The organism is Flavobacterium sp. SP2 (assembly GCF_057626655.1).
Window position 1 is genome coordinate 1 of the sequence record NZ_JBVHBT010000010.1, and the last position, 13,444, is coordinate 13,444.

At 31.2% G+C, this 13,444-nt stretch carries 14 protein-coding genes and 1 rRNA gene; 7 read left to right on the top strand and 8 right to left on the bottom strand.

From position 1 onward, the window contains the following. Positions 1 to 75, top strand: a 5S ribosomal RNA gene (gene rrf / locus ACZ098_RS15775); the annotation flags it as partial. A 323-nt stretch (positions 76 to 398) separates the two neighbouring features. Here the strand turns inward: rrf and ACZ098_RS15780 are convergent. The 8 genes from ACZ098_RS15780 to recF form a co-directional block, all read right to left on the bottom strand. Continuing rightward, entirely contained in the window at positions 399 to 956 is a 558-nt protein-coding gene (locus ACZ098_RS15780) for an RNA polymerase sigma factor (protein WP_487312727.1), read from the bottom strand. Continuing rightward, a complete protein-coding gene (locus tag ACZ098_RS15785) occupies positions 947 to 2,053 on the bottom strand; it encodes a glycosyltransferase (RefSeq protein WP_487312728.1) in 1,107 nt (368 codons plus the stop codon). Before ACZ098_RS15785 ends, ACZ098_RS15780 begins: the two co-directional genes overlap by 10 nt. 75 nt (positions 2,054 to 2,128) lie before the next feature. Further along, positions 2,129 to 2,746, bottom strand: a complete 618-nt coding sequence (locus ACZ098_RS15790; RefSeq protein ID WP_487312729.1) for an FMN-binding negative transcriptional regulator — start codon at positions 2,744 to 2,746, stop codon at positions 2,129 to 2,131. A gap of 24 nt (positions 2,747 to 2,770) precedes the next feature. Further along, on the bottom strand, positions 2,771 to 3,337 hold the full coding sequence (locus ACZ098_RS15795; RefSeq protein WP_487312730.1) for a hypothetical protein: 567 nt from the start codon (positions 3,335 to 3,337) through the stop codon (positions 2,771 to 2,773). Between the two features lie 52 nt (positions 3,338 to 3,389). After that, positions 3,390 to 4,403 carry a UDP-N-acetylmuramate dehydrogenase gene (murB, locus tag ACZ098_RS15800; protein ID WP_487312731.1) on the bottom strand — a complete coding sequence of 338 codons (1,014 nt, stop codon included), beginning with the start codon at positions 4,401 to 4,403 and terminating at the stop codon, positions 3,390 to 3,392. Between the two features lie 85 nt (positions 4,404 to 4,488). Beyond that, positions 4,489 to 5,163, bottom strand: a complete 675-nt coding sequence (locus ACZ098_RS15805; protein WP_487312732.1) for a DUF2461 domain-containing protein — start codon at positions 5,161 to 5,163, stop codon at positions 4,489 to 4,491. Position 5,164: 1 nt separating this feature from the next. Next, positions 5,165 to 5,866, bottom strand: a complete 702-nt coding sequence (locus ACZ098_RS15810) for a thioredoxin domain-containing protein (protein WP_487312733.1) — start codon at positions 5,864 to 5,866, stop codon at positions 5,165 to 5,167. An 83-nt stretch (positions 5,867 to 5,949) separates the two neighbouring features. Beyond that, positions 5,950 to 7,029, bottom strand: coding sequence for a DNA replication/repair protein RecF (recF, locus tag ACZ098_RS15815; protein ID WP_487312734.1), 1,080 nt, complete (start codon positions 7,027 to 7,029; stop codon positions 5,950 to 5,952). 142 nt (positions 7,030 to 7,171) lie between these two features. Between recF and ACZ098_RS15820 the strand changes: the two genes are divergently transcribed. From ACZ098_RS15820 to ACZ098_RS15845, 6 genes are all read left to right on the top strand, one after another. After that, positions 7,172 to 7,966, top strand: a complete 795-nt coding sequence (locus tag ACZ098_RS15820; protein WP_487312735.1) for a tetratricopeptide repeat protein — start codon at positions 7,172 to 7,174, stop codon at positions 7,964 to 7,966. 87 nt (positions 7,967 to 8,053) lie between these two features. Next, positions 8,054 to 8,554: a 6,7-dimethyl-8-ribityllumazine synthase gene (gene ribH / locus ACZ098_RS15825; protein ID WP_487312736.1), complete on the top strand. Its 501-nt coding sequence runs from the start codon at positions 8,054 to 8,056 to the stop codon at positions 8,552 to 8,554. A 165-nt stretch (positions 8,555 to 8,719) separates the two neighbouring features. Beyond that, the gene (gene mutL, locus ACZ098_RS15830; protein WP_487312737.1) at positions 8,720 to 10,579 is read left to right on the top strand and encodes a DNA mismatch repair endonuclease MutL; all 1,860 of its coding nucleotides are present in this window, start codon (positions 8,720 to 8,722) and stop codon (positions 10,577 to 10,579) included. Beyond that, positions 10,576 to 11,376, top strand: a complete 801-nt coding sequence (locus tag ACZ098_RS15835; RefSeq protein WP_487312738.1) for a rhomboid family intramembrane serine protease — start codon at positions 10,576 to 10,578, stop codon at positions 11,374 to 11,376. The genes mutL and ACZ098_RS15835 overlap by 4 nt, the downstream gene beginning before the upstream one ends. A gap of 47 nt (positions 11,377 to 11,423) precedes the next feature. Next, positions 11,424 to 12,305, top strand: coding sequence for a rhomboid family intramembrane serine protease (locus tag ACZ098_RS15840; RefSeq protein ID WP_487312739.1), 882 nt, complete (start codon positions 11,424 to 11,426; stop codon positions 12,303 to 12,305). An 89-nt stretch (positions 12,306 to 12,394) separates the two neighbouring features. Then, positions 12,395 to 13,444: an endonuclease/exonuclease/phosphatase family protein gene (locus tag ACZ098_RS15845; RefSeq protein WP_487312740.1), complete on the top strand. Its 1,050-nt coding sequence runs from the start codon at positions 12,395 to 12,397 to the stop codon at positions 13,442 to 13,444.

The following is a 13,444-nucleotide window of genomic DNA, read 5'->3' on the forward strand; positions in this document are numbered from 1 at the left end:
CATTCCGAACAGAGAAGTTAAGCCCGATTGCGCAGATGGTACTGCAATTTGTGGGAGAGTATGTCGCCGCCTTTCTTTTAAAAATCCTCATCAAAACGATGAGGATTTTTTTTGTTATATTTAGTCGATTATCAGTTAAGAGTATGAATAAAGGTCAAAAATATCTTATACTTTTTCCTTAAATTGAATGAGTAAAAAAATAATTAGTTCAATTCAAAGTATTGTTTGATTTAAAATAATAATAGAATACGATTGAATATTCTTAAGATTAAAATTAAAGTAATTTATTAAAAGAATTGAACTTCCGTTAAAACTTTAATATTATAAGTTAATATATAAGATTAAATTTTTAATTTTCAAAGAATAACAATTAATTTTTTATGATAGTTAGTCAAGAATTAATTTATTGATTTGTTTTGAATGATTTCTGCCAGTAATTTTTTGGCACGTAGTAATTTAATTTTTACATTGCTTAAAGGTTCATTAAGCTGTTCGGAAATTTCTTGATAACTTAATTCTTGAAAGTAGCGCAGTTGTATAACTTCTTGGTAGTGTGGTTTTAATTCTTTCAAGAACTGGAGTAATTGTGATAGATTTTGTTCTGTAATTAATTCATCTTCTGCCGAGGGTGAAGTGTCGGCAACGTTATACGCTTGTTGGTCTTCTTCGTCTGTGATTTCAACAAAATGCGAGGATTTTTTTTTGCGAAGTAAATCAATATGCACATTTTTTGCAATGGCAATTAGCCATGTATTAAATTGAAATTCAGGATTGTAAGAGGATATTTTATCGAATGCTTTAGAAAATGTTTCTATAGTTATATCTTCAGCATCGGTTTCATTTTCTGTACGTTTTAGCATAAAGCCATATACCTCATTCCAATAGTGGTCGAGTAAATAGGTAAAGGCTACTTGATCACCTTTTTTTGCTTTTTCAATGTATAAGATTATTTCCAATGTACTGGTTTTGAAAACGTATTACTGATAAAAATATTGAGTTGTGTCAATACGATAATTATTTCTATTATTGGAAACCAATACATCACATCTTTTTCTTTTAGTTTTGATGCTGAGAAACCTAAGGTAATCCATGCAAATATATATCTAAATAGTACTAAACCTAAAACAAATATCCATTGGTATAAAAATACAAACAGAATTATAGGCAATATAAAGAATAAAATCTGAGAAATATAAAATAATGCTAATTGACTTTTATCAAACGATTTATAATGCTCTGCTGTGGCTACGTGACGTCTTTTTTGGGTAAACCAGTCTTTATAATTTGTTTTAGGTGTAGAGTAAGTAAAACTTTCTGGTGAATACGAAATAGTGGTGTTTTTAGAAGTAGCAGCTTGATTTATAAATAAATCATCATCACCAGAACGTATTTTCATATGATCTATAAATCCATTTGTTTTAAAAAATTCTTCTCTTTTATATGCCATATTTCGTCCAACTCCCATATATGGTTTTCCTAGTTTTGCCCAAGAAAAATATTGAGTTGCAGTAAGCAACGTCTCAAAGCGGATTATCTTATTTAAAAAGGAATTTTTAATTTTTTCATACGCTCCGTAGCCTAGCACAATAGTTTTTTGTTGCGTAAATTGCGAACTCATTAGGGTAATCCAATCGTTGGAAGTTGGGTAACAATCGGCGTCGGTAAACAATAAATATTCATGTTTCGCTGCTTTGATTCCTAATGTTAATGCAAATTTTTTGTTTCCCCAAAACGCTTCGTTGTTTTGAACTTTTACAAGTTTGACATTAGAATATTGTTTTTCAAATTCTTCAAATATTTCTAATGTATTGTCGCTTGAAGCGTCATCTATAAGTACAATTTCGAATTCATGATAATTTTGCTGAGCTAAAAGTGGAACAAAGTTTTTTACATTTTCTTCTTCATTTTTTGCACATACAATTACCGAAATCGGAATGCGTTTTGTTTTACTAATTTGTGGTGGAGCAAATGCAAATTTACCAAAAAGCAAAACGTAATAAACGAATTGAATTAGGATAACAGCGATAAAAATACAAAGTAAAATTAGTAACATAATGGGTTTTTAAACGTGTGCAAAAGTACAAAATGAATTGTGAATTATGAATTATAAATTATGAATTTAAATAAGTTATGCTCTAGGACACTTTTTCATAACATTTGCTACATCAATTGATTGATTATCATTGGTTTTTTTCAATTCTGAAATGATGTTTTTGTAGTTTTTTTCGTCTCTATTTTGAGACATTTTTTTAACAGCTTGTACGTCGGAAATTTCAATTTCAAAAGCTATAATTCCTCTTGCTTCTCGCATGGTTTTTTCTGATAACTCTTCAACACGAATTGGATTTTCAGAATTCTTCTCATATTTATCTACCAATCTTTTCAAGGATGCAACCGCTTGTTCATGGTTTAAAATGGATACTTTTCCGTAAACGTGAACCGCAAGATAATTCCAAGTGGGAACATTTTCATGATCGTACCATGAAGAAGAAATATAGGAATGTGCTCCAGAAAAAATGACCAAAACTTCTTCTTCACTTTTAAGACTTTCAGCTTGTGGATTTAGTAACGAAAGGTGTCCGGTTAAAATGTCGGTACCAAATTTATTTTTCTCTAATAGCAGCGGAATATGAGTTGCCCAAGGTTTTCCATTAGTGGTATTTACTAAAATTGCAAAACCATTTTCGTGAATGAAACTTTCAATTTCTTCCTGATTTTCGTTTTTGTAGCTATTTGGAATGTACATTTTTAAGGTAGAATTTGAATTAAATTAGTTTTTTCCAGTGTAACCATATTGCACTAATAGTTCAGTTAATAGTTCAATATTATTTATTTGTTTATTTACTTTAATGTCGGTTAAGTGTTTTAATTTGGTTTCGCTAATAAAATTACCGACAAAATAAACATTAAAATCAAAAGCTTTCACTTTTTTTTTCAATTCATTAAATTTAGATTTTTCAATTCCTGTATGAAATCCAAAGAAAGAAAATGAGATTATGTCTTTGTTGATTTCAAGTATTACATTGAAACTATTTATTTCTTTAAACAGGTTTTGAGTAGTAAAAAACCATTTTGAATTTTCATTTACATTCATATACTTAAATCCTAGTTTTTCTAATTCATTTAGGGATGTAGTTTTAATAAGTTTTAAATATTTTTTATTATCTAATATCCAAAAAATAATTGTAATTGAGGATAAAAAAGTAGGTATGATTAGTGTAGAAACAAACAAAATATTTATTAATAAATTTGAATGCGGAAATTGGTTTTGATAAAGGCTAATAGCTAAAATAATTATTGTAAAAATCATAGAGATTAGTGAATAAAATAAGAACATTCTCACTATTTTATTCTTGTTAAGTTGCCAAAATAAATTCATACTAGAAACTTTATATCACATTAACTTCAGCCTCAATTGCAATTCCAAACTCTCGTAAAACAGTTGCTTGAACATCTTTAGAAACCGCTAAAATTTCTTGTCCAGTGGCATTACCATAATTAACCAAAACCAAAGCTTGATTTTTATGAATTCCAGCATCACCAAAACGTTTTCCTTTAAATCCAGCTTTTTCAATTAACCAACCTGCCGGAACTTTTACAGTAGTTTCTGTAATTACATAATGAGGCATTTCTGGATGTAACACATGAATTTTATCAAATTCTTCCTTCGAAATTATGGGGTTTTTAAAAAAACTTCCGCTATTTCCAAGTTCTTTTGGATCTGGTAATTTACTTTTTCGAATGGCAATTACCGCATTGCTAACGTCTTTTAATGTTGGTGTTGTGACATTTTGGTTTTCTAGTTCTTTGGTGATATCGCCGTAGGAAGTATTTATTTTGTGGTTGCGTTTTGTAAGCTTGAAAATAACCGATGTTATTACAAATTGATCTTTTGCTTCGTGCTTAAAAATACTTTCACGATAACCAAAATTACATTCGTCTTTGCTAAAGGTTTTTAGTTCTTGATTGTCAATTTTTACTGCTTCGCATGAAACAAAAGTGTCTTTTATTTCAGTACCGTACGCTCCAATATTTTGTACTGGAGTTGTGCCAACATTTCCTGGAATAAGTGACATGTTTTCCAATCCACCAAAGTTTTGATTGATTGTCCAAAGTACAAATTCGTGCCAGTTTTCGCCAGCCATACTCTCAACCCAAACAAAATCATCGTCTTCTTTTACTATTTTTTTCCCTTTTAAATCTACGTGAATTACCAAGGCATCAATATCTTGAGTTAGCAACATATTGCTTCCACCACCAAGAATAAATTTTTTTTCTGCCGATTTTTCGCGCAAAACTTCTTTCAAATCTTCGACCGAATTTACGGCTGTAAATTGCTTAGCCTTTGCTTCAATATTGAACGTATTGTATTTTTTAAGAGAAAAATTGTCTTGAATCTGCATAATTAATTACGAATTTAGAATTACGAATTATAAAATATGGGACAATTAAAAATTCGTAATTCATAATTTTTAATTTCTAATTGAACTACTCTTCTGTTTCCAAAGCACGACTTAAAAAATCATTCAGAGGTTTTAATGCAACTAATTTTTTTGCAACTTTCTTGGCAAAATCTTTTTCGGTAAAAAGTTTATCGTCAATTTTTTGCGATGCTGTGAAACTTTTAAATTTTAATAATTCAATTCCTGGATGCGCAGTGTCAAATCCTTTTGGAGCGGTTTTCAGTTTGTTATTTTCTTCAATAGTTAACGAATCAAATTCTTTTATAAATTCAGAATTGTTTAAAATCGTTTCTAAATCATCATAAAAAAATTCGATTTCTTTTCGTATTTTCTTTAAATCCAATGCTTCAGGAAACCAAACTCCACCAGCTATAAACGATTTTCCTTTTTCAAAATGAATGTAATATCCAGGACTATTTTTACGATTTTTATTTTGAGTAAACCATATTCCAATATTATTTTTATAAGGTCTTTTATCTTTTGAAAATCGAATGTCGCGATTAATTCTAAAGGTACAATTCTTGATTTCCAAAGGTTCTAACGATTTGTCCAAAGGCTTCATTTCTGATAAAACCGCCGCAATATAACCATGATAATCTTTCTTGAAATCTTCATAGCGTTTTTTGTTGGCATGCATCCACTCGGTATTGTTGTTGATGGTTAAATCATCAATAAACGCAATTGCTTCTTTGGTAATCATATTATAAATGTTTTTTTAAATCTTCTTCCGATAAATATCCAATGTTTCTCCATACTTCTTTGCCATTTTCATAGATTAGAATTATTGGTAAACTGTCAAATTTCATAGCATCTACAAGTGTTTTGTTAGCATCGGCATCCAATCTGATTATTGTCGTTTTGCCTTTTAAATCTTGTTGCATTTTCAATAAATACGGTTCCATTTTTTTGCAAGGTGCGCACCAAACAGCATGAAAATTGACTACAACTTTTTTATCTGAATTTATTAGTTTTTGATAGTCATCAGTCGAAATTCCAACTTTTTTATCGTTAGATTTTTTTTCTACCGCCATTCCGTTAGCATTCCATTTCATAATTCCGCCTTGCAAATCATAGACTTGTGTAAATCCTAATTCTGATAATTTTTCGGATGCTTGGTGACTTCTTCCGCCAACTTTACAGTACACAAATACAGGTTTTGATTTATCTAATTTTTCGGCTTTGGCAGCAAATTCACTGCCGTTCCAATTTACATTTGAAGCATTTTCAAGATGATCAACAGCAAATTCTTCCGGCGTTCGAACATCAAGCAACTGTGGATTTTCGGTTGATTTTAATTTTTCTGCAAATGTGTTAGAATCTATAACTTCAACAGATTTTGAATTTTGACCTTGACAAGAGGTAAATAGTGTGATTAATAGTAAGAGTGAGAATATTTTTTTCATTTCTAAATTTGTTTTAGCAAAAATAAAAAATTGATGTCAGATAAACCTGTTTTGACTAGTTAATTTGAATTAAAAACAAAAGGCTATAAATTGAATATTTTATAACTCTGGTGCGTTGTTTTTACAATGTTTTCGGTTCGTTCTGGGTGTGTGTCGGATATAAATAACTGACCAAATTCCTGCTGATTCACCATTTCTACAATTTTGCTGACACGTGTTTCATCCAATTTGTCAAAAATATCATCAAATAACAGAATTGGTTTTTCGCCACTTTGTTTTTTTACAAATTCAAATTGCGCTAGTTTCAATGCTATTAAAAAGGATTTCTGCTGACCTTGAGATCCGAATTTTTTTATCGGATAATGGTCAATTTGAAATAATAAATCGTCTTTGTGAATTCCAACTGAAGTGTATTGTAAAGCTCTGTCTTTGTTGATGTTTTCTTCAAGCAATTGCAAGGTAGTTTTTTCAGATAAATGGCTTTCGTATACCAATTGAACCGTTTCAGATGAATCGGTAATGATTTGATGGTATTTATTAAAAATAGGAAGAAAATCAGTTATAAACTCTTTTCTCTTCTCGAAAATATGTTGGCCTAAACCATCCAATTGTTCGTTATAAATAGCCAAAGTGTCGTTTTCAAAAACACGATTTAAGGCGAAATATTTCAGTAAAGCATTACGTTGGACTATAATTTTGTGATATTGGATCAGCTGTTTTAAATAGCTGGCATCCAACTGTGAAATAACATTGTCTATAAATTTTCTTCTGGTTTCACTGCCTTCGGTAATTAAATCGTTATCTGCAGGCGAAATAATAACCAATGGAATAAATCCGATATGATCTGAAAATTTATCGTACGCTTTTCCGTTGCGTTTTAAAATTTTCTTTTGTCCTTTTTTAAAGCTGCTTACAATTTGTTCAGTTCTTTCATTTTTATCAAATTCACCATCAATTACAAAAAACTCTTCATTGTGTTTGATATTTTGAACTGCTAGCGGATTAAAATAGCTTTTTCCGTTGGCCAAATGATAAATTGCATCCAATACATTAGTTTTTCCAATACCATTTTTTCCTACAAAACAGTTGATTTTTGCATCAAATTCAAAATTGGCTTCCGAAAAATTTTTATAATTGAATAAAGATATTTTTTTTAAAAACATTTGTAATGGCTTACTGATACTAAGAAATTTGAAAAATTATTTAGTCTTTTTTTAAGAGCGTGCAAATTATTGAAAATTATCGACAAAATGACTTTCTAATTAGAATAAAAATTTTATTTTTGCGCACACTAAAATAATTTAAATGGCAACTTATAATAAAAGAGGTTACAAAACACCAAAAGAAAAAGAAGAAAAATTAGACGATAATTTTATTGAAGATACAACAACTGTAGACGAAAAAAATAGTACCACAGCTGGAGTATTTAACTCTCTTGATGAAACTGCAAATAAAACAGAAGCTTGGGTTGAAAAAAACCAAAAATATATTTTAGGAATTCTTGGTGTTATTGTTATTGCTACACTTGGATATTTAGGATACCAAAAATTTATTGCCGAGCCAAATGAGCAAACTGCAACTGATGATTTGTTCGTTGCACAGCAAAATTTTCAACTTGCAATTGATGGAACTGTGGCTAAAACGCAAGATTCATTGTTTAATTTAGTGTTAAAAGGTTCTGAGGGAAAACAAGGTGCAATTGGTATTGCTGATCAATTTTCGGGAACAGATTCTGGAAACTTGGCTAATTACTACGCAGGTATTTCTTATTTGAATTTGAAAAAATACAATGAAGCTATTACTTATTTAGAAAAATTCTCTGCAAAAGATGATTTTTTAGGTCCGATAGCAACTGGTGCAATTGGTGATGCTTATGCAGAACAAAATAAAACAGATAAGGCTTTGGAATATTATGTAAAAGCAGCTGGACAAAAAGATAACGAGTTTACAACTCCAAGATATTTGTTAAAGGCAGGTCAAGCAGCAATGATATTGAATAAAAAATCGGATGCTTTAAAATATTTTACTGAAATAAAAGAAAAATTTGAAACTGCTCCTGAAGCACAACAAATAGATGCTTTGATCGGAATGGCACAGTAATTTAATTGCGAATTATAGAAAACGAATTAAGAATTGTGTACTCAATTTTTAATTCGTTTTTTTTTAGAACAAAATAAAAGTCAAAAAATGGCAACAGCAAATAAAAATCTATCAAATTACGATAAAACTAAATTACCAAACGCGAAAGATTTTCGTTTTGGGATTGTTGTTTCAGAATGGAACGAGTCTATTACTGAAGGATTGTATAAAGGTGCAATAGAAGCACTTTTAGATTGTGGCGCAATTGAAGAAAATATTATTCGTTGGAATGTTCCAGGAAGTTTCGAACTAGTTTACGGTGCGCAACGAATGATTGTTACCCAAAAAGTAGATTGCGTGATTACTATTGGATGTGTAATAAAGGGCGAAACCATGCATTTCGAATTTGTGTGCGAAGGCGTAACACAAGGAATTAAAGATCTGAATGTACAAACCGATGTTCCAGTTATCTTTTGTTTGCTAACAGACAATAACGAACAGCAATCGATAGATAGAAGTGGAGGAGTTCATGGAAATAAAGGCACAGAAGCTGCAATTGCCGCAATAAAAATGGCCGAGCTTAGAAGAATTTCTGAAGTAAACGAATAGTTTTTTGAATAAAAAATAAATTTAAAATACGAATTAAACCTATTCTTTCACTGAGTAGGTTTTTTCTTTTTTAGTAACTCCTTAACTATAATAAACAATAGATTTTACCTAAATTTGTAGGCTTATAAAATATAAAAGTACAATCCTAAACCCGAACCAATTTAAATGTCAAGCATCATTCAATTACTTCCTGATCACGTAGCGAACCAAATTGCAGCTGGAGAAGTCGTACAACGTCCAGCATCTGTTGTTAAGGAATTATTGGAAAATGCGGTAGATGCTAAGGCTACAGATATAAAGCTGATTGTAAAAGATGCAGGAAAATCCCTAGTTCAGGTTATTGATAATGGAGTTGGAATGAGCGTAACCGATTCACGATTGTGTTTCGAACGTCATGCTACTTCCAAAATCCGTCAAGCAGAAGATTTATTTTCTTTACACACCAAAGGTTTTCGTGGTGAAGCATTGGCGTCAATTGCTGCAATTGCACATGTGGAAATGAAAACCAAACAAGAGCAAGAAGAGTTGGGAACGCATATTATTATTGAAGGAAGCAAATTCGTTTCCCAAGAGCCTTCAGTTTTGCCAAAAGGAACGTCGTTTGCAGTGAAAAATTTGTTTTTTAATATTCCTGCGCGACGTAATTTCTTAAAGTCGGAAACGGTAGAAATGCGACATATTGTAGATGAGTTTCAGCGCGTTGCTTTGGCGCATCCCAATATTTATTTTACAATGTATCACAATGGAAGTGAGCATTTTAATTTGCCAAATTCTAATTCTCGTCAGCGAATCGTAAATATTTTTTCTGGTAAAACCAATGAAAAATTAGTTCCTGTTCAGGAAGAAACTGAAATTGTGAACATTCAAGGATTCGTCGGAAAGCCCGAATTTTCTAAGAAAAATAGAGGCGAGCAGTTTTTTTTTGTAAACGACCGATTTATTAAAAGTGGGTATTTGCATCATGCAGTAATGGCCGCCTATGAAGGTTTGTTACCAAATGGTGCGCAACCAACCTATTTTTTATACTTAGCCGTTCCGCCAAATACCATTGATATTAATATTCATCCAACTAAAACGGAGATAAAATTTGATGATGAACATGCGCTGTATGCCATTTTACGTTCGGCAATAAAGCATAGTTTGGGGCAATTTAATGTAGCGCCAGTTTTAGATTTTGATCGTGATCCAAACTTAGATACACCTTACGAATATAAAAATGCTTCAGCAAATTATCCAACTGTAGAAGTGGATCGTTCTTATAATCCATTTGCAGACGATAAGCAAAACAAACCAAGTTCTTCAGGTGGATTTTCGACTTACAGAAAAACGGAAGTTAGTCCAAATTGGGAAAGTTTGTATGTAGGATTAGAACAAGATACTGAAGAAATTTCTTCTGGATTTACTTTTGAAAATGAGGAAGTTACAGCTTCGTTATTTGACGAAAAAGAAGAAGAAAATACGATTAATAGAACGTATCAAATTCATAAAAAATACATTGTTAGTCCTATAAAATCTGGAATGGTTATTATGGACCAACAGCGTGCGCATCAACGCATTTTGTACGAACAGTTTCTTAGAAACATGACTGTGAGTCAAGCTTCAAGCCAGCAGTTGTTGTTTCCGCTACAACTTCATTTTTCGAATAATGAAATGAAATTATTAGTCGAATTACTGCCTTCTTTAGAAAATACTGGATTTGTTTTTGAAGCAATCGAAGAAGATTCGGTTCACATTTCGGGAATTCCTATCAATACGACAGAAAGTGAAGTTTCCATAGTTTTAGAACAACTAGTAAGCGATTTGTTGGACGGAATTCCTGACAGTAGTTTCAGTCAGAACGATACGATTGCAAAATCGATGGCTCGAAGTTTAGCTGTAAAAACAGGAACGTATTTGACAGAGAAAGAGCAAGAAAATTTAGTAAATAATCTTTTTGCTTGCAAAGAACCCAATGTTTCGCCTTTTCATAAACCGACTTTCATTACCATGCGTGTGGAAGATATTGATAAAAAATTTGCTCTATGATGAATGTTACGCCAGTTGTAAAACAACTTTTGATAATTAATATTATCTTTTTTATTGGTTCGCAAGTAGTTCCTACTGCCGAAAGTTTTTTTTCGTTATACTATTTTGAAAGTACAAGTTTCAAGTTTTGGCAGCCAATTACGCATATGTTTATGCATGCAGATTTGATGCATATCTTCTTTAATATGTTTGCTTTGTATTCTTTTGGGAGTAACTTGGAGTATTTTTGGGGAGGCAAAAAGTTTTTGTTCTTTTATATTTCTTGCGGTTTAGGTGCTGCATTACTTCATTCTGCGGTTAATTATTATCAAATACATTCGTTATTGGATACAGTTTCAGGTTTGAATTTTTCTAAATCAGATTTAAGAGTGTTACTGAATTCTGATTTGACTAATGTTTTTGATGAAAATGGAAAAATGATTGAAAGTACGGTTCAAGCTATTTTAGAAAAAGCCAAATGTACTCAGGAGCAATTCAATACTATTGCCCAAGCTAATATTCTTACAAGAACGCCAGCTGTTGGTGCTTCTGGAGCAATTTATGGGTTGTTAGTTGCTTTTGCATTTATGTTTCCTAATGCGACTTTAGGGCTTATGTTTATTCCTATTCCAATTCAAGCTAAATATTTTATTCCAGGTTTAATTGCTGTTGATTTGTTTCTTGGTTTGCAAGGAAATTCATTATTTAATGGTGGGACAGGAGTTGCACATTTTGCGCATATTGGCGGAGCAATAACTGGTTTTATCATGATGTGGTCGTGGAGAAATAGAAAGTTTAATCACAACCGTTGGAATTAAATTTTGCGTATATCAAAAGTGATTTGATAATTTTTTAAAACTTATAAATGAATATTCTAGACGATTTAAAATTGCAATATAAAATGGGTGGCGTAGTAATTCGCCTTATATTTTTAAACATTCTGTGTTTTGCAGTTCCAGGAATTATCTTTTCTTTATTACGACTGTTCAATATTGATATCGATTACATGCATTATGTGTCATTATCTACCAATTGGATCGATTTACTAGTTAAACCTTGGTCGATTTTGTCCTATTCGTTTTTCCACTCGGGATTTCTGCATATTTTATTTAATATGTTGATGCTAAACTTTTTTGGGAATTTATTTCTAACCTACTTTACGCAGAAACAATTGTTAGGTTTGTATATTTTGGCCGCAATTTTTTCTGGATTTACGTACATGGTTGGTTATTCATTTCTGCCTGCTTTGGATGGTGTTAATGCTTCAATGGTTGGTGCTTCTGGTGCAATTATGGCGGTTTTATTGGCTACTGTAACCTATCAACCGTATATGGAAGTACGACTTTTTCTATTTGGAAATGTAAAACTTTGGCAAATTGCATTGGTATTGGTAATTATTGATTTAATTCAATTGCCAATGGATAACACCGGCGGTCATATTGCACATCTAGCTGGAGCGTTATTTGGATTTATATTTATTAGATTACTTCAAAGCGGAACTGATTTAAGTAAAATTGTATCTTCAGTTATTGATTTTTTTGTTAATTTGTTTCAACCTAAAAAATCAAAGCCATTTAAAAGAGTTCATGTAAATGTTAAGAAACCTGTTGCACCTCGTGAAAGCAAAATTGTAACAAAGGATAAATTGCAGCAACAAATAGATGATATTTTGGACAAAATTAGTCAGTCAGGTTACGATAGCCTTACTGCTGAAGAAAAGGAATTTTTATTTAAAGCTGGAAAATAAATTCTAGAATTAGAATGTAGTAAGATTATCGGGATTTAGATTATCAAGAAATTAAAAGATCACTCTTGGTAACTTACTATCAAATTATTATGAAGAAACTCTCAATATTTAATAAAGTAATTTTTGTGTTTAATATAGCCTTGACTGTATTGACATTCGTTGCTTATGTATTGCCGTTTCTTGCACCGAAGTTATTTCCTTTTTTATCGGTTCTTACTTTAGTTTTGCCCTTATTTTTAATACTCAACGGTTTGTTTTTCGTGTATTGGCTGTTGCAATTAAAGCGTCAAATGATACTTTCGGGTATTGTTTTAATTCTCGGAATTACCTTTATAAATAAGTTTTACAAATTTTCAACTACCGATATTGCTAAAGAAGAAAGTGATTTTGTAGTGATGAGTTACAATGTACGATTGTTTAATATCTTCAAATGGATTCCGAGAGATGATGTCGCTAAAGACATTCAAGGTTTTATAAACGAGCAAAATCCAGAGATTCTTTGTATTCAAGAGTATTCAGAAAATGCCAATGTCGATTTACGGGTTTACAAGCATAAGTATATTTTTATGCAAGGCAATCAGATAAAAACTGGTCAGGCTATTTTTTCTAAATATCCAATAATTGATAAAGGAAATATTGAATTGCCAGAATCGGATAATTCTATTATTTACGCCGATATTCGCAAAGGAAAAGATACAATTCGTGTATATGATATGCATTTAGAATCGGTTAAAATCACGCCTGATGTAAATGAAATTCAGGAAAATGTAAATGTTATCGACCAACAAAAATCGCAACAAGTTATCAAACGAATTAGTAAGGCTTTTGAAAAACAACAGTTGCAAGCCGAGATTTTAAAAGAACATAAAGACAATTGTAAGTATCCTATAATTATCTGTGGCGATATGAATAATAGCGCTTTTTCCTATGTGTACAGAAATATTAAAGGTAGTTTGAACGATTGTTTTGAAGAAGCTGGTAAAGGATTTGGCGAAACCTATAATTTCAAATATTATCCAGCTCGAATTGATTATATTTTTGCCGATAGAAAAATGAAGGTTAAAAGTTTTTCAAATTTCCCTAAATTTCAAAATTCAGACCATTTTCCGATAGTTACGCGTTTGATGATAAAAGAATAG

Bases quoted from the DNA above. Each gene is read 5' to 3' on its own strand.
- ACZ098_RS15785 (WP_487312728.1), bottom strand. From the start codon at position 2,053: ATGTTACTAATTTTACTTTGTATTTTTATCGCTGTTATCCTAATTCAA.
- ACZ098_RS15790 (WP_487312729.1), bottom strand. From the start codon at position 2,746: ATGTACATTCCAAATAGCTACAAAAACGAAAATCAGGAAGAAATTGAA.
- ACZ098_RS15795 (WP_487312730.1), bottom strand. From the start codon at position 3,337: ATGTTCTTATTTTATTCACTAATCTCTATGATTTTTACAATAATTATT.
- murB (WP_487312731.1), bottom strand. From the start codon at position 4,403: ATGCAGATTCAAGACAATTTTTCTCTTAAAAAATACAATACGTTCAAT.
- ACZ098_RS15805 (WP_487312732.1), bottom strand. From the start codon at position 5,163: ATGATTACCAAAGAAGCAATTGCGTTTATTGATGATTTAACCATCAAC.
- ACZ098_RS15810 (WP_487312733.1), bottom strand. From the start codon at position 5,866: ATGAAAAAAATATTCTCACTCTTACTATTAATCACACTATTTACCTCT.
- recF (WP_487312734.1), bottom strand. From the start codon at position 7,029: ATGTTTTTAAAAAAAATATCTTTATTCAATTATAAAAATTTTTCGGAA.
- ACZ098_RS15820 (WP_487312735.1), top strand. From the start codon at position 7,172: ATGGCAACTTATAATAAAAGAGGTTACAAAACACCAAAAGAAAAAGAA.
- ribH (WP_487312736.1), top strand. From the start codon at position 8,054: ATGGCAACAGCAAATAAAAATCTATCAAATTACGATAAAACTAAATTA.
- mutL (WP_487312737.1), top strand. From the start codon at position 8,720: ATGTCAAGCATCATTCAATTACTTCCTGATCACGTAGCGAACCAAATT.
- ACZ098_RS15835 (WP_487312738.1), top strand. From the start codon at position 10,576: ATGATGAATGTTACGCCAGTTGTAAAACAACTTTTGATAATTAATATT.
- ACZ098_RS15840 (WP_487312739.1), top strand. From the start codon at position 11,424: ATGAATATTCTAGACGATTTAAAATTGCAATATAAAATGGGTGGCGTA.
- ACZ098_RS15845 (WP_487312740.1), top strand. From the start codon at position 12,395: ATGAAGAAACTCTCAATATTTAATAAAGTAATTTTTGTGTTTAATATA.